We start from the raw sequence: 21772 nt of genomic DNA, 5'->3' as shown, positions 1-21772 counted from the left end.
TAAACTCCTATATGTTAATAGATTTAATTGTATTGATTAGCTCTTCATCATCCAACAATTTGTCTGTTATCCAAGCCGCAACTTCTCCGGTTATTTTCACACAGTGAGCTTTGCGTTCAGGCGAATCAAAGACTAAATCTTTTGTAATAACTCGGCAGCAAGTGCTTCTATATAACTTTTTGATATGATCATGAAGCTCTGCAGCAATAGGTAACATTTTACTATTCATTGCATTGCCATGATCTCTGCCGTAAGCCATCCCTAATGCCATTACGCCACCACTTATGGCTCCACAAACACAACCCGATTTTCCAATCCCGATCGGAAATCCTGAAGCCAATCTGGTAATTGAACGATCAAAAGGCCAGCCAAGCAACTCATTGAGAGTATGGATCACAGATTCAGAACAAAAAAACTCGCCTCTCTGGAAGTAACCTTCCGCCTTTGTCCTAGCATCATAAATAACTTTTTCTCTTTCCATATACTGCCTCCGATAATAATTAATTAATTATGTATACAAATCACTTTTATATTATATTATTACAATCACGATAACTCAACCACTTCTTAACAAAAAAACCCCGTTTTCACTTTTATCGTGATACAGAGTTTTATTTGACAAAATTAAAGGTTTTAAATTTTTACCATAATAAGGGCCATCTTTTAGGAATGGGAGAAATTGAATTTTGTTCATGAATGGGAATAATCAACTGCTTAAAGTAAAGTTATATAATTTTCACCCCTAAAATTTGTACTATATCAACTGCTTGCAAGGCGTTAATCTTTGCACCCTTGAGTTCACTGAACGTATCGGATAACGTAATACCCCCGATTATACAATCTGAAAGGTCAATTCCTTTTAGTGAAGTTTTAAAGAAATCTGCTCTCTGAAAATCAACTGCTTTGAGATTAACCTTTTTGAACTTCACTTCTGAAAGAAATGCTTCTTGAAAGTTACAATCACTAATTGAACAGCTTTCCCATACTGATAATGTGCAATTTGCGTAACGGAATGAAGAATTAGATAACACTGCCTCTTTAAAATGACTTTGGTTGAAATTGCTTCCACTGCCTTTACATTCTGATATTTTCGCTTTCTTCCAATAGCTATCTTCAAAAATGCAATTTGAAAAATCGGAATTCATAAAGGCTGCATCATAAAAGCTAGTACGTGAAAAATTGCAATTAATAAATTGACACTTGACAAACTGTACCGACTCAAATTCGACCCTTGAGATATCAACATTTGTAAGAACATCATTTACAAAACTTACATTCTTAATATAGTTATCATTTAACCTTGCATCTAAAATTGATTTTTCCAACATAAAATTGCCTCTTATATCTTAATATCCTTAATGATAAATACTAATTCCACCGATATCCTATATTTCCTGCATAAATTATCAAAAACCTCCTCAGTGAACTCGCTTACGCTAAAGCTGAACATCGGGGCTTCAGATACAATAATGTCCAGTGGACATTATTGCCGAGCCGCCTTTTCCAATAGGAATACTTAGCGGCGAATGAGGACTCTACCCCTCCTGAAGTTAACGAAGGGCCCACCCCCACTTATAGAAGTGGGGGTCTTAAAAACTGGATCAAACGCCAAAACGCTCCGCCGTTAATATTCCAATCTGTCTACCTGCCCATTTCGAAACGAACCTTCTTTTAGAAGTGGTGACTTATAAACTCAGTACTTATATATGCTAGTTCTTAGTTGCTAAGAGTTCATAACGATAAGTAGTTATATAATCATTTCCAAAAGGATAATTGATTTTGCATTCACTAGATAAATTATTAAGCACCTTAAAGATCTCCTCTCTATTGCTTTGGTTTGTTTCCATCCTGTCAAACCAGACTGGTAACTTGTACTGCGATTGAAGCAGCGATGCATGAACTATTGTCAGCGACAAATCCCGTAATAACTGGTTCCATAATCGCGGTGAATAAGAATACTGATGAGAACTGTCTCTTAATAACTCAATACGATTAATTTCTTTCTCAGATTCATCGCCATCAACAACAGAGCAATCAAGAATATATAACTTACCGCCATGCTTCAATACTCTGCACATTTCCCGAAGGGCACTTCGTACATCGGAAAAATGATGTACTGCAAATCTCGAGGCAACGATATCAAATTGACAGTCAGAAATATTTAGGTTGTGTACATTTTCTGTCTTAAAAGTTATATTATTTATACCATTTTGAATTGAAGCTATTTTAGCTTCAGCTAACATCTCCGGGGTAATATCAATTGCAACCACTTTTTTTACAAATTTAGCCAGAGCAATCGCAGTATGGCCTCCTCCTGTAGCGATATCCAATACATCATCATCAAAATCAGGATCAATAAGCCTAATCATTCTATCCAAATCTTCCCGATTACCGTGGGTAGAACTCAATCGATATTCACATGCTCTTTTCCCAAAGTTTTTCTTAACCTCATTCGTATTATCCATAGTAACCTCCATTCTGCTGCTGACACTGGCGGCATAAATATTGAAAAATATTTGTTAACTTACTCTCACTTGTGAGCAACCAAATAAATGCGATTAAACACAATTGGCACCATGCCATCTTCCCTAGCCTGCTCACTGAGAGATTCTCTAAAAAGCTCTCTGAACATCTCAACATAATCCGACGATAACAGCACCTGATAATAATCTTGGTTTAAGTATCCATTTTCTGCTCCAGATTGATAAATCCGAAATGCTTTGTCTACACTGTAAAGAGTTTCTTCCTGCACAATCTGACTATAACTGACTCTAAAACCATTACGTTCAAACAGTCGCGCATAGTCCTCAGCCTTTTCCAAGAAGAGCCAAGGACTTCTATAGTCTGAAAATACTCCACTTGTTACTGGGCTGCTCCGAATCTTCTCCTCCGCTGCCACAAAGTTGGAACAAAAATTTCTGGTTGCAGGTGCCTGTATACCCATGCGACCACCTAACTTCAAGGCGTTAAAACATCGTTTTATAACAACATCAGGATCTCTAAACCATTGAAAAGCGGAATTAGAAAAAATTACGTCAAATTCAGAAATGAATTCAAAATCAGCAGCATCTCGCACAGCAAAAGTTATATTGCCAGATGCTGTTCCTCTTCGGCAAGCTTCCTCAATCATTCCCGGTGCTACATCGATTCCAACCACTCGTCCCTTTGTCATCTTGGCTATCTCCATCGAGACATTGCCTGGCCCACACCCCACATCAAGAACATCGTCACCATTTTTAATCGACAATAGATCCAGTAGAACTTCGGAAGCTGACTTTTGTACGAGAGCTGTTTTTTCATAGACACTTGCTACTTTACTAAAATTAATTATAGACATTTTATCCCTCCTAAGTTATATCATACTATGAAACTTTGTGTACTATCAGGAAACAAAATAGGTGAAAATAATGTATACTTCCCTTGCCGAACAGTAATACTCCCACTTATCAGATTATTAGAGACTGAGAATCGAAATATAAGTTACCTTCTCCCCCTGCATCGGGAGAGCGCCATGTGGTACATCAGCATAAAAGTATAGTGAATCTCCTGCTTCAACGAAATATTCTTCATTTCCATACACATACTTCATTTTACCAGATAGAACATAAATGAATTCTTGCCCCGGATGGTCATAGAGCTTAATCTCATGACTAGCTTGGTTATCTATGCTAACTAGTATTGGTTCAAATTTTTGCTGCGGAAAACCCTGCACGAGACTTTCCATCCTTTGCCCGTCAACTGTACTGCTTGGTCTTTGCGCTTTCTGATTCCCCCGCACAATTTCAATGCGACGCGCTTCAGCAGCTCTAAAAAGCTCACTTAAGGAAACATCAAGGGCACGGGTTATTCTCATCAAAGTACTGAGTGGCGGCGACACCTTATTATTCTCGATTTTTGACAATAGACTTTTAGTAAAACCAGTGCGCTTTGCTAATTCGTCCAATGTCAACTGTTTTTCCAGCCGAACTTGTTTTAGTTGTTTGCTAATAATCAAATCTTCCATATCTGTCACTATCCTTAAAATGTCTCTAAATCAAGATTCATATGAATCTATCAATTGTTTACTTTGTGGAAACATTATATCCTTTTAGTCAACTCGCTGTCAATAAATTATCACGAACAGGATAATTGACTAAGACAGTAATTACCATAAAATATTATTAACAACAGCAATTTAGGGAAGGCTTTAAACTTATCTAATACCGTTTTGTATGCATTAGACATGCTATGGTTAATCTCAATTGCTAATATTGTTCATTCTATTCAGCTTCTTTCTAACTTAAGGTAATTTTGGGTTCAAAGTAATTTTACTTTACTTTTTTCAAGTATTAATTGGGTTTATAGTTCTGCCTTTCTAGTTCTTGTAGAAAACAACACAGCTCAGCACTGATTTTATCACCAGTTTCACTCTGAAAAACGACATGTCCCCCAATAGGATAAGTTTTTAAGACCTTCGGTCCGGCAATTCTAGAATTTAGATAATTTGCGCTCTTTGGCTTAACTGTGTCATCGTCAAGGGTTTGAATGATCATTGAAGTACATTTAATGTTTGCTAAGAGTGATTTAGTTTTATGAAGTAAAATTACAAATTGGATTATAGCTCGAAGAGGGGGTACATTGGCACTTGAATTTAGATATTTCCTAACATAAAATCTAAAATCACATCTTAAATTGAGAATTACTCGTTTCGTATTCCCATAAAATATCGGCGTATTGATTAGCACCAAAGCTTGGATCTTATGTACTTGGCAAAGTTGAATCCCAAGCAAGCCCCCCATCGAAAATCCGATAACTACCACATTATTGCATCGCTTTTCTAAATCAACATAAGCATCCAAGACAGATTGAATCCAATGAGTATATTTAGATCTGGCTAGATCCTTTCGAGTTGATTCATGTCCTGCAAGCAGAGGAATCGCTGTTGGCAACCCACATTCATTGAGTTTAGTAACAAGAGAATCAATCTCACGGCGGCTTCCTGAAAAACCATGAATTAGGAGGTATCCTGTATTATGTTTCTTCATTACGAACAAGCTCCTCAAAGCGTTTTTTTATATTGCCAGATTCAAAGGAAGAACAAATTCGCCTTTCCTGGCTGTCGAGGATTCGATAATGCTGGGAGATTAGGTTTTTTTGTATCTTATAACCAAAAGAAGTTTCAATCTCTTCCCACCATACTTTACCGCCAAGAGTTTTAGGATAGTCCCGTTCAGTACTGTCAAAGGCAAGCGCCATAATTACTTCATTGGGCTGGCCGCCAAACATTATAGATAGAATTTCACTCTTTGCAAAAATCGTGCAGAGTGTTACTGCACCCATCCAACCAAGTGTCGACCTGCCTTTTTCAATCTGTACGAGCGTTTTTTTAGACATACCTAGAACTTCTGCCATTTTATCCTGTGAATAATCAAACTCTGTACGAACTAATTTTAGTTTTTGGTCCAGTTTTTTTACAAATTCATCTCTGGTCATCTAAACAACTCCCATATAGTGTAATATTACACTATATGGGAGTTGAGGTCAATAATTAATATATCCCCTAGATTCCCTTATCCCCTACTCCACACCACGCAGGAAATACACCTGGAAACGAACTTGCCGTATGATAACTTACCTTACTCTTATGTTTTCACCTGGAAAGATCAGATGAGGTCGATGCAATAAATGCGGGTTTTTATAAAGTAAACGGTGAACTTGTGGTGCCGTGACGTCACCACCCGATCGTTTTGAACATCTCATCCCTATATATAACCTCCCATTGTCTCGCAAAGGTAGACCCCAAAAACCTAGGGGCTCGTTATCATACAAGAGATCATTAGATTCAAGAACATTTTTGATAAACGGATGCAAATCCTCAAACTTTTCGTGTATTCGTTTTGTCCTGAGTAAAAGTAAGACCCTATAAGAAAAATTTCCCCCAAACAATCAGTTTGAGGGAACATATTTTATCCTTACTTATCACTACATTTTAAGCATTCTTTTCAGTATTTTACCTGAGCTGTTTTTAGGAAGCTCAGATACAAATTCGATTTTTCGAGGTATTTTATAACTGGCAAGATGTTCTTTTAAATATCCAAATACTTCCTTAGAAGTACATTCTTCATTATCTTTAAGAACAATAAAAGCTTTCACAGACTCGCCTCGCAATTTGTCCGTAATTCCGACAACCGCGGCCTCTTTCACCTTCGAATAGTGATATATAACTTCCTCAACTTCCCTAGGATATACATTCAAGCCACCAGCAATGATCAAATCTTTTTTCCTGTCTACGATAAAAATATATCCATCTTCATCTTTCTTCGCAAGGTCCCCGGTATGCAGCCAACCATTCTTCAATGCCTCTTCTGTTTCTTTCTCCTTATTGAAGTATCCTAACATGACATTGTCACCAATGGTTATCAGTTCACCGACATCACCAGCCGGTAGTTCCATATCGCTATCATCAACAATCTTGCATTCAACACCACTAAGCGGCAGACCTATAGAGCCTGCCTTCTGTATTCCATCCAAAGGATTGAAGCTTACTACAGGAGACGCTTCTGTCAAACCGTATCCCTCAACAACTGGGAGCTTCAGGATATCTTTGGCCTGTCTCAGTACTTCCACAGGCAGTGCTGCTCCCCCGGAAATTGCTAAGCGAAGTTTAGGGAAAGTAACGTTATTCTTGCAGGCCTCTAACAATAATACATACATCGTTGGAACTCCCGCAAAAACAGTAACTTCATCATTTAATAAAGATTCTATGACTTCTTTGGGATGAAACTTTTCTAATATCGTAACTGTTGCACCGCTCCATAAAGGGTTAAGAACACAGACTGTAAATCCAAAAACGTGGAACATCGGAAGTACGCACAAATAATTATCATTTACAGTCCCACCAAACGCAATCCGTGACTGTTCAGCATTTGTAACTAGATTTTTATGGGTAAGCATTGCGGCCTTTGGGTTTCCTGTAGTACCGGAGGTATATAATAACGTGGATACGGCATTCTCATCTGTAAAATTCTCAACTGCTTCAACCAAGATTTCAGAAATAGTTCTCTGAAACTCCTCATTCAGAACAATAATCTTAATGTTCAAAAGCTCTTGGAGCGATTCTTTGCTTCGCTTTATTGTTTGAAGAATTGCAGGGTGTATAATCATAAAACTAGCTCCAGAATCGTTAACCAAATATGTTATTTCATCCATGGTAAGCTGTATATTCATTGGAACAATAATTGCTCCATTTTTTACAACACTTAAATAGGAATAGATATATTCAGGTGAGTTCGGACAACTCAGTAGTACTCTTTCTTCTGCCTTGACTCCCAGTTTCAATAATTGACTTGAATACTGATTAACTTTTTTATCAAGCTGTTCATATGTGATACTATTTCCCTTAAATTTTATTGCGATAGAATTGGGATTATATTCTTTCTTATAAATTTTTCCTACCATAATGCCCTCCATAAAACATTAGGAACTTGATCGATTTAATAAAAAAATAACAAAAATAGCAATCGTATTATACTATATATCGCTTCGTATTAAAACGAAATAGGTAAATGACTTTTTTGTTTTTAAACTTTACCATCTTCCTTGCTTAAGAAAAATAATCTTATTCATTTTCATTTCTTCTTCAGCAGTATGACTGTCTCCGTAGGCTGCGTTCACGGAAACAGATTTTCCAAAAAAAAACTTACAATGAAGTAACATCAACGTGCCTCGGGTTCTCGATTTTTCAGTTTAGAAAAAAATATGTCGGTGAAGGAAATGCTCGGGAATTCTTTGGCAAGGTATATCGTCTAAACTAAACTTATTGTATGAACAGAGCTGATCCTATCCCCCTGGCATTAGTCAAACTGCTGCATTACTTAATGCGTTTTTTCTTACCACTTTGTCATCAAATTGAGTTAATAAACCTGGGGCATAGGCAGCTCATTGAAAGAGGCATTTTCATGTGCTATAATGCACTTGCAGTTTATGTCAAAAGCGATAAAAAATACATCATATAGTTTGAAAGGGTTCGGCTTAATGGAAAGTAAACATATTGACGGTGATCGGGACTTTAACCTATTTTTACTGGCAGGGTTGTTCGCCGGGATCGGTGCAGGCATTAATACATCGATATTCAACAACTATTTAAATGATATATTCCGGCTATCCGAGAATGTCAGAGGTTTCCTTGAAGTACCGCGGGAAGCCCCGGGGTTCTTTATCATGCTAATTCTGGCGGTTTTAAGTTTTTGCGGTGATGTGCGAATTGCTATGCTCGGTATGACAGCGGCAGGATTAGGGATGCTTGGACTCGGCCTATTGTCGCCGACCTTTGCGGTTATGATTATCTGGATGATGATGTACAGCCTCGGCACACACATGGTTATGCCCGTCACGCCATCCATCGGCATGTCCCTGTCCAAGCAGAATTCTTTCGGCGCCAGGCTTGGAACGGTTAGCGCTTTCGGCCTGTTCGGCAGTATTGCTGCCTATGTTTTTGTCTTCCTGAGCTTTCACTTCCTGCATATGACTTATCACATTGCCTTTATCGTAGGTGCCGTTTTCTATGTGTTCGCAGCTTTAGCGGTGGGGCTGATGAAGAAAGGTGAACCAAAAGCCAGGAAAGTAAGATTTGTTTTTCGCAGACGCTATATGCTCTACTATGTACTGGCCGGCGTTAGCGGTGCACGGGCGCAGATTTTTCTGACGTTTGCGCCATGGGTGCTGATTAAAGTGTTCGGTGTGCAGCCCCAGATGTTTGCCATCCTAGGAATGATTGTTGCCTTGGTGAGTATCGGCACACGTAAGATGATTGGCAGACTGATAGACGTCCGGGGCGAGCGATTCGTTCTGACTTTGGAGGCCGCTTTATTGTTCGCCATCTGTCTTGGATATGCGTTCTCTGCCGATATTTTTCCCGTTGGCATCGCTGCGGTGATTATCGCCGGCTGCTATGTCATCGACAATTCCATGGCTGCAGTCGAAATGGCGCGGTCAACTTATTTACGGAAGATTGCCGTTGATCTTGCTGACGTAACCCCAACGCTATCGACAGGTGTGAGCCTGCAGCACATCGCTTCAATGATGATTCCCGTTTTTGGCGGGCTTTTGTGGTCGGCTTTTGGATATCAAGCTGTATTTATGGGTGCAGCCGTTATCGCGTTCCTCAACTTTATACTTTCACGCAGAATTAAGATTGAGGTTGATCCCGCCATTAAAGCGAAATAAAACATATTTGGCCAGAAAGTACATACCTATAGATAATTAATAAGCCTTGAGTTACGTAAGATTTATCGTATCTCAAGGCCTTAATTTTTGAGCGATTTCTTGACAAGGGTATCAACTAATTCAATTCTGCCGTTATTTTTACTAACCGCTTGATATAATTCTTCAAATCTTAACAAACTCCTATAAAACCTTATCGTTTTCCAATACTGTTGTATACGGCTAAGGCATCGGTAATATTATACTGTTCCGTTTGGTGATCTCCTTTCGCGCCAGCTGAAATCAGAATATATTCCTGGTTACCTACTTTGGCGAGACTCGCAAGACATAGACCGGCTTCATCGGTATATCCGGTTTTCCCTCCTAAGATTTCCCCACCAATAATATTTTGATTGTTGAGTTCTTCAAATGTGGTACTGTAAAAGGTTATCCCCCGAGGGTGCTTATTCGTGGGTGGTGTTGAATGACGGGATGAAGTAAAAATCTCCCGGAAAGTATCATTTTGTAAAGCATAACTGAGAAGAATAGCCAGGTCTTTGACTGTTGTGTAGTGATTTTCGTTGTGAAGTCCGGTAGAATTTTCAAAATGGGTATTTTTCATGCCAAGTTCTGCAGCCTTTTGATTCATTAAGTTTACGAAATTCTGTTCTGATCCCGCAATCTGATCAGCAAGTCCAATACAGCACTCCGCACCGCTCGGCAGCATTACTCCGTATAACAGATCGATTGCTCTGACTTGCTCACCCGGTAGAAAGCCGGCCATTGATGCATCTGCTCCGTACAGCCCTTGAAACGTAGAATTGGTCAGTTTGATTTCTTTCTTCAGATTAGGTAAATTTTCTATTGCAATAATGGCTGTCATCATTTTAGTCAAAGAAGCAGGATAGATTTTTTCTTCACTATTTTTCTGCATCAGGATGGTATGATCATTTAACCGGATCAGAATCGCATTAGGACTGTTCAGTTTATCCAAGGATATAGAAGCAGAGGGATCGGGTGTTGTCTTTAAAGAAGAATAGGACGAGGTTATATTGTCATATTCTTCTTTAAAGATGTGAGGGTATCCAGGAATAATGATAGATTTATAAACAAAAGCAGCAATTCCAACCATCAACAGAAATGATACAATGTTGCGCATTCCTGATTTTTTCTTTTTTACTTTTCGTACCATATTAAAACAGCTCCTTATTCTATGCTGATATTATTCAACCACAGAACAAGGTGCTATGTTGGAATTCCATCTTATGAACTTCTTAAGTTTTTCTTATGACGGAAGCTTTACTGTAAATGTCGTATTTTCTGTGTTGCTTTCCACAGAGATTGTTCCATCGTGAGCCGTGACAATTTCTTGGGCGATCGCCAAGCCTAACCCTGCTCCACCGGTGTTTGTGGAACGAGCGGAATCTAAGCGGTAAAATTTTTCGAAAATAGTTTCAAGCTTTGCCTGCGGGATTGGATTTCCTTGATTAGTAAACGTTATAACAATAGTTTTGTCCTGCTGTTTAACAGAAATATCAATAACGTTGTTATCATAACTATAGGCTATCGCATTTTTCAAAATGTTATTGAACACACGAGCCAGTTTGTCAGCATCTCCCAACAGAGTGAGGTCGTCAGGCACATTGACTGACACTCGTTTTCCTTGTGGAGTCAACATTGGATAGAATTCATCGGCCATCTGCTGGAGCATGAACTGTAATTTGATTTTTTCTTTATTCAAAACAATCGTTTGAAGATTAAACCTTGTGATCTCAAAAAACTCATTGATAAGCTGCTCTAAGCGATAAGCTTTTTCCAAGGTAATACCGACATATTTTGCCTTCTGTTCTGGAGGCATATCAGGAGCTTCATCCAGAAGACTTAAGTACCCTATAACGGAGGTCAGAGGTGTCTTTATATCATGAGCCAAGTAAACGACTAAATCGTTTTTGCGCTGCTCGGCATCAAGCGCAGCTTTCTTTTGTTTTTCCAAGTTGTTTTTTAACTGATTAAGCTTATTTTCCATAAAATCCAATTCGGGTGATAATTTAATTTCAGCATCGAATTCCGCAACAAGCTTGTCCATTCCAGCACTGACTTCATCGAAATAATTTGTGAACCAGGAAACAGAAAATAGAAAAAGTAATATAACTAAAACTATTAGGATTACAACAAAAAGGATCGTATCCATATTGTTGCGTATCACCAACTGATAGATTTGCTGGGCGTCCGAATTATCAAATCTAAAAGCGCTGACTAATAATCGAACGATACGATCTCCGACATGTCCACGCAGGATAGAGCGCAATAGATAAACAGTCACAGCGGCGGCAACTGTAATCAGAAGCATTTGAAGAAATACTTTTCTTTTTAATTTTGTATAATCATTCCTTCTTTTATCTATCTTACTTTTCAATTTATAGCCAACTCCCCATACCGTTTTGATAGACAACCTAAATAGTGATACTCATTAGTTTATCACTTCTTCCTGATTAAACACTCATTATTTTTCAAATCTTAAGGCATCAATAGGATCCCGTCTGCCTGGGCCTGTTTTAATTTGGCCTCTGCATTGGCAAAATCCAGCTTGGCCTGGTCTAAATCTGACTGAGCTTCCGCCCCGGACTGATAAAGAGTCTGACTTCTGCCGAGAGAAGCTTTGGCATTATCATAGCTAGCCTGGGCCATGCTTACACTGGCCTGGGACTTTTCTAAGTCTTCCTTGGTGGCGCCCTTTTTTAGAGACTCCAAGTTGGCATTCTGGCTATCGAGATTTGCCCGGGCCTCTATCAGGTCAGCCTGCAGGTTACCGGTATCTAATTCCGCCAGGAGTTCACTCGGCTCTACAGTATCACCAACATCTCCGGGGCCCCCTTTCTGAAATTATAAAAGCCTATCCGATTCGATAACTTCATTCTACCGAAGAGGGATAGGCTTTCTTTAAATAATTTCTTATTAATTTCTTAAGTTTTCCTTATGAGGGCTATATTTTTAATTTCACCAGGTTAGTGAACTGATCAATCGGTGTAACCTTAGAAAACGTAACACTACTCAAAAATAAAAATCTCCTCAATTGGTGTTTTTACAACTCGTGAAATATCAATGGCTAATTTAAGTGATGGATTGTACTTGCCTGCTTCCAGTCTAATGATAGTTTCTCTCCGTACTCCAACTAATTGGGCAAGTTCATCTTGAGTCAACTCAATGAGTTGACGATATTTCTTTAAATTACAAGTAAACTTTTCGATGAAACTCACCCCCTTTAATGTTTATCATAATACCAAAAAAGAAAGGCATAAGATATAAGCGTAACCGCCCATCCAAAAGCACAAGTTAAAATAATTAGTTCTTTTGTAACAAAAGGAAATCCCGAACAAAAACCAATAATAAACAAAGTGACTAAAGGAATGGCAGCAGTTTTCAGCTTTGCGTTTTTGCTGTTTTCAAAATAACGCTCATCCTGCATTTCGCCAGCCATTTTTGCTATAAAGTAATAAGCAAAAAAACCGAAAAAACTAAACCAAAATAGCGATAACGGGTTACCCGTTTTAAAATATGTGAAACCTTGAAATCCAAAAAAGCCAAAAAGCCACGCATATTTAATAGATCTTGGAGATGCACTCTTAATCTTCATAATAAAACCTCCCATAGTGATATATTTGTAACTTTGTGACAAATATATCACTATGGGAGCAGGCCGTCAATACATATCGTAAATAAACATCAGATTATTTTATAGCCTAGCTAAAAGTTATTGAATTAATCTTTCTTTCGCATTTTTCTACCTTCACGGAATACATCAAGTAGCTCATTTTAACCCGGAGCATTCAAATAAAATATAGCTTACCGGCTTGATGGCAGACAGTACACCAAGCGCGGGATCATACGTCAAAAGTTGTCTAGATAATATTGGCTGCGATCACAATCAGATAAGAGAAGGGAATCAGTAAAAAGACTGCCGCAAAAGTTCCCAGGGTTTTGCTCCCCACTAAGCCAATGACACATAACCTGAAGTCTTCCTCCGTACATTTCCCGTCAATGACATCGTCCGTCATGATGGATAATTTGGGATCAATCAAAATTGTCATTAAGATGGTGGCAATCCCATTCACAATCGAGGATAAGGTAATGCAGGTCGCTCTCAAATCTGGTTCAATAGCTCCCGCGTAAATGGGAGCCAGGGACCCAATCGTAATCAACGCAACCGCCGCCACATTGGCGACAATGATTCTCTTGGGCAATCTTCCATAACTTAGCTGTTTAACATGTTCTTTCCCCGGCACGGAAACACATTCTTTCATATAGTGAATCCCGGCCTTGGAAAAGCTGTGTAAAATCAATTTCGACAATGACCTGTCTGCAGAAAAAGCCTCTACTCCCTTACAGAGAATTCTTTGAAAGGTGGGAATCAACAAGGCTCCAAAAACCGTCGCCACACCAGAAATTAGAATGATGGCATTAAAAAGGGCTAATAAATCGCCGCTTCCCGAAGCTCTTTCCACATATTTAGTGAGAATGGGAACCTGAAAAGTAACCGCAATCCTTGAGACCAGCATCAGGATATTGAAAAGAGCAAACGATACGGCGATCTTACCCGTCCGAATCCCCACCAAGCGGACGGAGTATGCCAGGGTTCCAATAATGGATATTAGAAAATTAAGCACAAAGACCAGGATGATTTGAATACTCATAACGTCTCCTTCACGTATAATTCTTTCTTTAGCAAAAAATACTGGTAATTCCCTCTCCTTGAAGTCAATCAGAAGCACTTCCCCCAGAACCACTAAAAATAAAAGACCAACATTCTTGTCAGTCTCATGTTGATCAAAAATCAGCTTGGTAAAGTTCTATGTAACATAACTCGATTTACTGACCGGGGTCTCCTCTCCGGTACTTTTGCTAATTATATCTCAAATTACACTAAAATGGAAATCGCTAGCCATTTTTAATCCAGAAATACAAAATGAAGTCCCCTGAGCAGAAGCCTATCTTCTTTCCCTATTCAGAATCACGGTTTTCATCCTGAATGGTTATGAGTTTGAGCTCAGGAACCGGCTCTCCATTTATGAATTGCGCTTCTCCCTCCTGCTGTGCTTTTAAAAGAATATCCAGGGCATCCGCAACTGTGCAACACTGCCTTTGGTACAATGTGAAGCCAAGTATCCCGATGAACGCAGACCAAGAACCTGTTTAGAACTTTGCGAGGCTTGGGCAAGGGGTAAAATTAAAATGCCAACAGCAAAACGGGCAATTTTAGATTCGCATGCAGTAGCGAAAGAGATTGATGATACCGAATATGGTGCTTTGTGCCACGCTATTGGTCATGCTGGAGCCACCGTGCATGTAGAAACACACGCTTTGGGGTTACCTATCTATGAATTAACGGCACTAGTCTTAAAATACGGAAAAGATAACTTTCCAAAACCAGTCAGCGAAAAGATAATCTATTATTCTGACCGCCTATTTTACTGGCAAGAAAATACAGATAAACTTGGATTTGATTGGACTGACTTCTTATTGGATGACACCAGACCTAATAAGGAAAGAGTATTAAGAAAAAAGTTAAAACAATGAGCTTAATCTTTATTTCGCATTTTTCTTATATTGTTTCGTGGTGTAGAAAGATGTGTCTTATATGCAATATAGTGTAGTTAATATTATAGTATATTGATGGTGGTGTAATTCTTACTTACGGTAAAAAAGGATTTTATGTTGCAAAAAAACCAAGGTTGATATGTTACTTAAGCAAATCCCCCGCCACCGCAAACAACGTAAATTCCCTGACATTCTTACCAAAGAGGAAATTCAGGCTCTTTTTGATGCCTGCGATAACTTAAGAGGGAAATGGGTAAAGAGCAGAAAGAAATTCTTTATTCCTGTTAATGTTCTGTCGCGCAAGTTCAGAGGCAAATTCTTGGATTACCTTATGCAGCTCTACGACCAGAACAAACTTGAATTTCACGGAAGCCTTGCATATCTTTCCGTCAGAAAGAACTTTAAAAAGTTGTTATCTCCTTTGTATCGTAAAGAGTGGGTTGTTTACTGCAAGCCGCCCTTAAGTGCTTCCTCTAAACCGGGCCTTTGTTTTTTTGTTCCACTCATTTTATCGTGAAAAATTTTAGTGCAACTATATTGCGTTAATGCATCTGTTTGTAAATCCAAATTTTGCAATCCTGTCGACACTCGTGCATATCCAATTAACACCAAAATCACTCTTTTCACATTTTGAGCTGGTTTCATTGTAACATAAGATGAGAAGGGATTGGTCACTGAACATAGAATAATGAACAGAGTTTTATTACATCTAAGGCGATAAAAAACGCCCCTTTCAAATCAAAAAGAAGCGTGTTCAGAAAAGGACGAGTTTTGAAACAAATAGTAATTTGTACGTTAAACCAGGAAAAGGGAATTTCGTCCTGGCTTAGTCCGCTAAACTGTATTAGTGATATTAAAATGCTGATTCGGATCAAAAGTTAAAATGTTGTCCCTACCCCTAATAGCCATAATAATTTTATTCATAATAATCTACTCCAATATCATCAATCTTCCAATTTCCAACATTATTTTCCCTAATTAAGTAATATGCTCGTTCATATTCTCCACTATTCATAGGTTCTTTTGTTTGATCTTTATACTCAACATAATATTTAACTTTATAGATTATTAAATTCTTTTTCTCAATATTATTTATACGACCACGACCATAACTAAAATAATCATTATAATTAGCCTCTTTTTCTAGGATTTTTATTTCTAAAATTTTAACACTAACCAAATTGTCTAATCTGAAATTTGAATCACTGTATCTAGAAGAATATGACTCTCTTAGCTTACTTAAATTATGATCGTTTTCATAAATAAATGAATCCCTTATAACCTTTTCTGAATCATCAAACCTATTTCCGCCATATTTAAATGAATTGGTATTGTTTGCTTTAATTTGGCCTGGTTGATTATAAATCAATAGTTCAATAAAACTTATTATTAATATAGATAAACCTATAATATATATCAATTTTTTACTAATTTTCATAATAATTCACCCCTTCATATTACTTTATCATAAAAGTGGTTGTGTCCGTAATGGAGTACAGCAGATAAATTCGGAGCTAATTGAATCTGTAAGGGCGATAGAAAGATCCGTTGTTGAATCGAATAAGGCCAGGATAAATAGATGATAGAGGGGAGAGCTTAACTACTCCTCCCCTCTACAAGTAGAGGACTGATAAATAACAAATCAGACTTGATAAATCTGAATTCAATAGCTTCCTCTAAATCCCGTGAACATCTAATACTCTATAACCAGAAAATGTAGAATTATTAGGATAATATACAGAAGCTAGTACATTGTATCGAGCTGATGTATGTGCTGATACATAAGGATATGAGCTCCAACTATCTAAAATGAAAATGTTTCGCCAGGGCATATTAATAGACCATTTACAGACTCTGCGGCAAGGCGCAGATTAAACACCTTGTTTTCCTGATATTTCATATCAAAGCCCGTATTTTCATTTAGAAGCTTCGACTTGGTAACCGTATACACAAAAAGGCAAAAACTCTGGGGCCTTTACTTTTGCATAGTGGTTCCGGTCAAAGTACATCTTGACATAAAAGAATAATCTTCTTTGTGTCCTGCGGATCGGTAGTAAGAATGGGAACAACTGTGTAATTCTTTTTCTTTTCATGTCTGAGACCCCTTTTCAGGAATATAAAAACCTGTCCGATTCGACAATTTTATCTTACCGAAATCAGGCAGGCGATATTGTAATTTCTGCTTATCAAAATCTTAATAAGTGCTTACGAAGCACTTATTCTTTTCTTAAGCTATTGTACACTGACAACGCGTCAGTCAATGTTGACGAGACGCAATGGCCGACGCGTTGCAGTGTACAAAATGTTGCAAATATATGTGTATTCCCGACTTTTTCTTATTACTTTTCGTACCTTAATAAAATAGCTCCTTATTCTGTGCTGATATTATTCAACCACAAAGCAAGGAGCATCTTGGAATTCCATCTCATGAACTTCTTAAGATTTTCTTATTGACGCAGGTTCAAGGGCAACCCTAATTTGTTTCATCACCCTACCGCCGTTTTAAATACAGCTGAAAAGCCCGGTGTAATAAAGGCTGCAGGGGATAGTCCCAAGCACCAATCATTTCACAGGCCTCGCCTCCAAAGCCTAATTTAAATCTCAACAACCCGAACAGGTGGTCAGATTCATCCAGGGTGGGGCTGATGCCTCGAAAATCATAGGTGTGGGCATTAAGCTGATAAGCATCTTGAATCATACGCCACTGGATAGCATGATTAGGGGCCTTCTCCCGTTTTACATTGTTGCTGGCCCCGTAAAGATACCATGAGTGGAAGTTGGAATGGACGGCTAAGGTAGCAGCCAATAATTCCTCTTCGTCTTCAGCCAGATAAAGAGCAATACGGTCTGATGCTTCGACCTTTAATGACTGGTACATATTGGAAAAGTAAGAGAAACTGCGCACCTTGAATTGATCCCGTTCTGAAGTTACCTTCAGCAACTCATAAAAAGCCGGTAAATCCTGTTCTGTCCCGACTCGGACCTTGACACCTAAACGATCAGCCTTTTTAACGTTGCGCCTCCAGTTGGTATGAAAACAGGCGAAGACCTCATCCAAGCTGCGCCCCTTTAAGGGCAGGCGGTAAACATATTCGGGTTGGGACGCAGCGAAACCTGTATCACCTTGCTGCTTCTGCCAACCGATTTGCCGTAATTGCTGCTGCACCTGTTTAGCCGTTGCGTAATTCTCATCAGGCAGCAAATCACGCAAAACTTTACCAGAACTGCCCTGTTCGCGAGCTTGCTCTAAAAACTTTTTAATTGTGGGAGTATACCATTTTGCCTGTACCACAGGAGGGTCGATTTTGACACTGAAAACATGCTTGCTTTTCAAATAAGCAAAAAAAGGTTCAAACCATTCCTTGAGGTTAGGGCTCTGCCAGTCAATAATCGGGCCGCGGGGACAATAAGCCAGGTACCGGTTAAGGTACGGCATTTTCCGGTATAAAACTAAACCACACCCCGCCAATTTGTTATCTGAGGTGAACCATCCCAATAAATCGCTGGTCCACTCAGTTTTGACCTTGGCCCAGGAAGGATACTGCATAAAATTGCCTAAATCTGCTTGAGAAATAAACGAATAATAGGTTTCTTCACTTATTTTGTCTACTTTCAACATCAAGAAAATTACACTCCATTATAAAAACACAAAGCCAAGGGTTACATATCTTTATCTATGCCTGTACCAACAGACTAAAATAGAGTATTATGCGCTTTACCCGCCGAAAAAGGCTTTATATTTTTTAGTAAATTTGGCTATATAAAAGGGCAAAAATAACCGTATTAATTATTTTACCACAATTATGACGTTTAGGCTCCTAAAGCTAGTATTTTCATTTAAAAGCTTCGACTTGTTTCATACAAAAAGTCAAAAGACCTTCGGCAGCATGTTCGCCCTGGCAAGAGAAAGAACAAGCCTGGGAGCCGCAGCGAACAAACCTAGGAAAGAGGAGACCAACCCTAAACAGGAGACAGCAAAAGCGGCATATCCGAGCGCCGGGAATCCGGCGTGTGTGAATGAATCGATAACACCCATCTTATAAGTAGCGGTCTGTTGCCACGGGATGACAAACGCGGAGGATAACAGCACCAATACATAAAAGCATCCTGCCATTGCAACCGATAACACAACGGAAAGTCCTATTTTTCTTGAGCTCATATTGGCTTCTTCCGCCAAGACGGCGACGACCTCAAACCCTGTCATATAGGTCATTGCTGGCAGCATAAATCTCATAACGGAAGGTATTGGCTGCATGTTGGAAGAAAAGGCTGGCCAGAAGTTGGAGGCGCTCCCATGAGAAAAACCAACGACCAGAAGAATCACTCCGATGATGATCATCGCGCTGAACATCACCCTCTGCACTCCTGAGGCAAGACGTATTCCGAAATAGTTGAACACGAAAACTACTATCGTGAGGGCAACTCCGAAGATAAGCTCCGGCAGATGCACGCTGACCCCTGCGATTGTATAGAAGGGCCCTGAATCAAGCTGCGGAATAAGTTTTGCCAGCAAGTAGCTCGACGCGGTAACAAAAAAGGCGATGATCGCCATATAAGCGCCGATCAGTGCCCAGCCCGCGACAAACGATGTTTTTTTGCCGAAAGCCACATAGGCATAAACAACTCCTCCGCCGGCACGGGGGAATATTGTGGCGAGCTCGGCGTAGGACAAGGCGATGAAGATGGCGATAACGGTGGCAATACAAAAACCGAAGATCTCGCCGCCGGCTCCGTATTCCGCAAAAAAGCTGCTGCTGGTATAAACCCAGCTGCTGCCGACAACTGACGCGGCACCTAAGGCAACCAAGCCTGTGAAATCTAAGTTTCTCTTTAACTAGACCATGAAACCACCATTCCTTTCGACGATAAACAACAGTTTATCTGCTGGAAAACACATCTCATATCCGAGACCCCCTTTCAGAACTATAAAAGCCTGTCCGATTCGACAATTTTATCTTATCGAATTAAGACAGGCTAAATTGGAATTTTTGCTTATCAAAATCTTAATAAATTCTTACGAAGGCCTTATTATTTTCCCATACTGTTGTCTACAGCATTACTCACGCTTACGGATTACATAATTATTCCCTTTTAACTCTCTTACTCTTCAATTTTATAGCCAACTCCCCATACTGTTTTGATATATTTAGGATGTTCCGCGCTGTCACGCATTTTTTCCCTTAAATGCCTGATATGAACCATTACCGTATTATTGCTATTGGTGAAATACTTGTCTCCCCATACCTCATGGAACAATTCTTCCGAACTGACCACACGTCCGAGATTGGAACAAAGGACCCAAAGAATGGAAAATTCTGTAGGAGTGAGAGATAGCCTTTTTTCATTCAGCGTACATTCATGGGTCTTCATGTCCAATACCAAGCCAGAAAAGGCAATTAAGTGTTCTTCCTGGTTAGGCACCGCAGAATTATATTTGGTAAATCTCCGGAGCTGTGCCTTTACACGGGCAACAAGCTCCAAAGGGCGAAACGGTTTAGTGATATAGTCGTCTGCACCTAATGTCAGCCCGGTAATCTTATCGATTTCTTCTTCTTTAGCTGTCAGCATGATAACCGGAAAATTATGTTTTTCTCTGATTTTCTGACAGAGAGTAAAGCCATCAATATCCGGCAGCATGACATCAAGTATTGCAAGCTCTAACTGTTCCGACTCAACACACCGAAACGCATCTTGACCATTATAAAATTTGTATACAATAAAACCTTCATTTCTTAAATAAACTTCAATTAGATCCGCTATGGACTGTTCATCGTCCACAATTAAAATATTGATGCTCATAAGTTCTATCCCTTCTTCCTGGATAAACACTCATTATTATAGTACAACAAAACAAAAATTTGTATCATGATAAATTCCTTATGAAAACCTTAAGGTTTAATTAATTAGTATTTTAGTACCAGTATATGGATACGGATATAGAGCAATAATACGAGTAAAAGTGCACCAACAAAAATAATGATTCTATCTAATAGTTTAGTATTAATATACTTATTGCTTAAACCATATAATTTCAGTCCTAGAAGGCCTCCAACAGTATTTGTAATTACATCTATTATGTCTGTCGCTCCAATAGCGAAGATAAATTGAATTAATTCACATGTAAGGCTAAAAATCAGTATTAAAGCTAACTTAGGTAAAAATCCAACTTTTTTAAAATTGACATCCAAAAGCAAGCCAAAAGGAATAAAGATTATAACATTATCTTTCATCTCTCCAAAATTAATCCTTCCATTCGCATTTAAAGGAGCAGCAAATGGATTCAAGTTAAGGCTTCTATGGTGATAATTAAATACTGACAAAATATTGTATTGTAATTTGAATAACACTAACCAAATTAGTATCACTAAATATAAAACCAGCAACCCTCTAAATAATATTTTTACCATACCATCTCCTCTAATTCTTTTTTGTGTATTTTCTCCAGTTGATTGATTGCATGCTGTCATTTTATCTAAACTCCTTTAGTTTTTGTAAATTATGATTGATCCATTTCGATGACTTCATTCTACCAAAATAGCATAGGCTTTTTTTAAATAAGTACTTATGAATTTCTTAAGTTTTCCTTATGAATATAAAAAATATGTTTTCTCAGTCAAGGTATACACTTTTTCTTGTCTGAGAAAACATATTTGATATCTCGTTAAAGCCGATGTTGGCAACACTTTGAAGTTATTCTCTTCTTTGCTTTCATTTTATAATTCAGAATTTTATCATACTATTGATCGAAGCAGGAATCGTTTCTTCATTATTTGGAATTGGCTCCAAACCCAAAATTCTCTTGGCCTTTTCATTACTTACATTGCGGCTCATCCTTAAAAATAGGGCTGCCTCATTCGCTCGCTTATTAAATAAAGCTGCTAAATAAATAACCCAATTGGGTATTTTTATTGAAGAAATTTTTTTCGAAACGTTGGGTTTCTTATTTTTTAACAATGCTGCAATTTCGAGCATAGATATTTGACCATCTGCTGAGGCT

At 38.6% G+C, this 21772-nt stretch carries 23 protein-coding genes and 2 pseudogenes; 3 read left to right on the top strand and 22 right to left on the bottom strand.

Going from position 1 to position 21772, the window contains the following annotated elements:
* Positions 1-7: 7 nt before the first annotated feature.
* From ACPUYX_RS14370 to ACPUYX_RS14335, 8 genes are all read right to left on the bottom strand, one after another.
* On the bottom strand, positions 8-481 hold the full coding sequence (locus ACPUYX_RS14370; RefSeq protein WP_426380311.1) for a C-GCAxxG-C-C family protein: 474 nt from the start codon (positions 479-481) through the stop codon (positions 8-10).
* Positions 482-725: 244 nt separating this feature from the next.
* Positions 726-1328 carry a pentapeptide repeat-containing protein gene (locus ACPUYX_RS14365; protein WP_426380310.1) on the bottom strand — a complete coding sequence of 201 codons (603 nt, stop codon included), beginning with the start codon at positions 1326-1328 and terminating at the stop codon, positions 726-728.
* Positions 1329-1709: 381 nt separating this feature from the next.
* On the bottom strand, positions 1710-2465 hold the full coding sequence (locus ACPUYX_RS14360) for a class I SAM-dependent methyltransferase (protein ID WP_426380309.1): 756 nt from the start codon (positions 2463-2465) through the stop codon (positions 1710-1712).
* Between the two features lie 65 nt (positions 2466-2530).
* Positions 2531-3337: a class I SAM-dependent methyltransferase gene (locus tag ACPUYX_RS14355; protein WP_426380308.1), complete on the bottom strand. Its 807-nt coding sequence runs from the start codon at positions 3335-3337 to the stop codon at positions 2531-2533.
* 117 nt (positions 3338-3454) lie between these two features.
* Entirely contained in the window at positions 3455-4003 is a 549-nt protein-coding gene (locus tag ACPUYX_RS14350) for a helix-turn-helix domain-containing protein (protein WP_426380307.1), read from the bottom strand.
* A 325-nt stretch (positions 4004-4328) separates the two neighbouring features.
* Entirely contained in the window at positions 4329-5024 is a 696-nt protein-coding gene (locus ACPUYX_RS14345) for an alpha/beta hydrolase (RefSeq protein WP_426380306.1), read from the bottom strand.
* Positions 5011-5472: a helix-turn-helix transcriptional regulator gene (locus tag ACPUYX_RS14340; protein WP_426380305.1), complete on the bottom strand. Its 462-nt coding sequence runs from the start codon at positions 5470-5472 to the stop codon at positions 5011-5013. Before ACPUYX_RS14340 ends, ACPUYX_RS14345 begins: the two co-directional genes overlap by 14 nt.
* Before the next feature lie 489 nt (positions 5473-5961).
* Complete coding sequence (locus ACPUYX_RS14335) at positions 5962-7437, bottom strand: long-chain-fatty-acid--CoA ligase (protein ID WP_426380304.1); 1476 nt, start codon at positions 7435-7437, stop codon at positions 5962-5964.
* A gap of 576 nt (positions 7438-8013) precedes the next feature.
* Between ACPUYX_RS14335 and ACPUYX_RS14330 the strand changes: the two genes are divergently transcribed.
* Entirely contained in the window at positions 8014-9204 is a 1191-nt protein-coding gene (locus ACPUYX_RS14330) for an MFS transporter (RefSeq protein WP_426380303.1), read from the top strand.
* A 190-nt stretch (positions 9205-9394) separates the two neighbouring features.
* Here ACPUYX_RS14330 and ACPUYX_RS14325 read toward each other — a convergent pair whose 3' ends face one another.
* From ACPUYX_RS14325 to ACPUYX_RS14300, 6 genes are all read right to left on the bottom strand, one after another.
* Positions 9395-10372, bottom strand: a complete 978-nt coding sequence (locus tag ACPUYX_RS14325; protein ID WP_426380302.1) for a D-alanyl-D-alanine carboxypeptidase family protein — start codon at positions 10370-10372, stop codon at positions 9395-9397.
* 93 nt (positions 10373-10465) lie between these two features.
* Entirely contained in the window at positions 10466-11596 is a 1131-nt protein-coding gene (gene vanS / locus ACPUYX_RS14320) for a vancomycin resistance histidine kinase VanS (protein WP_426380301.1), read from the bottom strand.
* Between the two features lie 101 nt (positions 11597-11697).
* Entirely contained in the window at positions 11698-11931 is a 234-nt protein-coding gene (locus tag ACPUYX_RS14315) for a TolC family protein (protein ID WP_426380300.1), read from the bottom strand.
* Between the two features lie 296 nt (positions 11932-12227).
* Entirely contained in the window at positions 12228-12428 is a 201-nt protein-coding gene (locus tag ACPUYX_RS14310; protein ID WP_088225130.1) for a helix-turn-helix transcriptional regulator, read from the bottom strand.
* Between the two features lie 14 nt (positions 12429-12442).
* Entirely contained in the window at positions 12443-12814 is a 372-nt protein-coding gene (locus tag ACPUYX_RS14305; protein ID WP_426380299.1) for a DUF3796 domain-containing protein, read from the bottom strand.
* A gap of 265 nt (positions 12815-13079) precedes the next feature.
* Positions 13080-13871 carry a lipid II flippase Amj family protein gene (locus tag ACPUYX_RS14300; protein WP_426380298.1) on the bottom strand — a complete coding sequence of 264 codons (792 nt, stop codon included), beginning with the start codon at positions 13869-13871 and terminating at the stop codon, positions 13080-13082.
* Positions 13872-14319: 448 nt separating this feature from the next.
* On the opposite strand from ACPUYX_RS14300, the gene ACPUYX_RS14295 reads away from it, so the two are divergent.
* A complete protein-coding gene (locus tag ACPUYX_RS14295; RefSeq protein WP_426380297.1) occupies positions 14320-14754 on the top strand; it encodes a putative immunity protein in 435 nt (144 codons plus the stop codon).
* A gap of 265 nt (positions 14755-15019) precedes the next feature.
* Positions 15020-15235: pseudogene (locus ACPUYX_RS14290) on the top strand (transposase); the annotation flags it as partial.
* Here the strand turns inward: ACPUYX_RS14290 and ACPUYX_RS14285 are convergent.
* The 8 genes and pseudogenes from ACPUYX_RS14285 to ACPUYX_RS14250 all read right to left on the bottom strand — a co-directional run bounded on the left by ACPUYX_RS14285 (position 15220) and on the right by ACPUYX_RS14250 (position 21747).
* Positions 15220-15420 carry a recombinase family protein gene (locus tag ACPUYX_RS14285; RefSeq protein ID WP_426380296.1) on the bottom strand — a complete coding sequence of 67 codons (201 nt, stop codon included), beginning with the start codon at positions 15418-15420 and terminating at the stop codon, positions 15220-15222. The pseudogene ACPUYX_RS14290 and the gene ACPUYX_RS14285 sit on opposite strands and share 16 nt — an antisense overlap.
* 271 nt (positions 15421-15691) lie before the next feature.
* On the bottom strand, positions 15692-16213 hold the full coding sequence (locus ACPUYX_RS14280) for a DUF4829 domain-containing protein (RefSeq protein ID WP_426380295.1): 522 nt from the start codon (positions 16211-16213) through the stop codon (positions 15692-15694).
* Between the two features lie 369 nt (positions 16214-16582).
* A pseudogene (locus tag ACPUYX_RS14275) lies at positions 16583-16868 on the bottom strand (vancomycin resistance protein); the annotation flags it as partial.
* 398 nt (positions 16869-17266) lie between these two features.
* Positions 17267-18394, bottom strand: a complete 1128-nt coding sequence (locus ACPUYX_RS14270) for a lipid II:glycine glycyltransferase FemX (RefSeq protein ID WP_426380294.1) — start codon at positions 18392-18394, stop codon at positions 17267-17269.
* Between the two features lie 249 nt (positions 18395-18643).
* A complete protein-coding gene (locus ACPUYX_RS14265; RefSeq protein WP_426380293.1) occupies positions 18644-19582 on the bottom strand; it encodes an APC family permease in 939 nt (312 codons plus the stop codon).
* A gap of 293 nt (positions 19583-19875) precedes the next feature.
* Entirely contained in the window at positions 19876-20574 is a 699-nt protein-coding gene (gene vanR, locus ACPUYX_RS14260) for a VanR-ABDEGLN family response regulator transcription factor (protein ID WP_426380292.1), read from the bottom strand.
* A 104-nt stretch (positions 20575-20678) separates the two neighbouring features.
* Positions 20679-21182 carry a glycopeptide resistance protein VanZ-A gene (gene vanZ-A / locus ACPUYX_RS14255; protein ID WP_426380340.1) on the bottom strand — a complete coding sequence of 168 codons (504 nt, stop codon included), beginning with the start codon at positions 21180-21182 and terminating at the stop codon, positions 20679-20681.
* A 313-nt stretch (positions 21183-21495) separates the two neighbouring features.
* On the bottom strand, positions 21496-21747 hold the full coding sequence (locus tag ACPUYX_RS14250; RefSeq protein ID WP_426380291.1) for a hypothetical protein: 252 nt from the start codon (positions 21745-21747) through the stop codon (positions 21496-21498).
* Positions 21748-21772: the final 25 nt, after the last annotated feature.

The organism is Desulfosporosinus sp. SYSU MS00001, assembly GCF_049943955.1.
Lineage (GTDB): Bacteria > Bacillota > Desulfitobacteriia > Desulfitobacteriales > Desulfitobacteriaceae > Desulfosporosinus.
The sequence above is the reverse complement of the archived record's forward strand: the minus strand, read 5'-3'. Positions and strand labels throughout refer to the sequence as shown.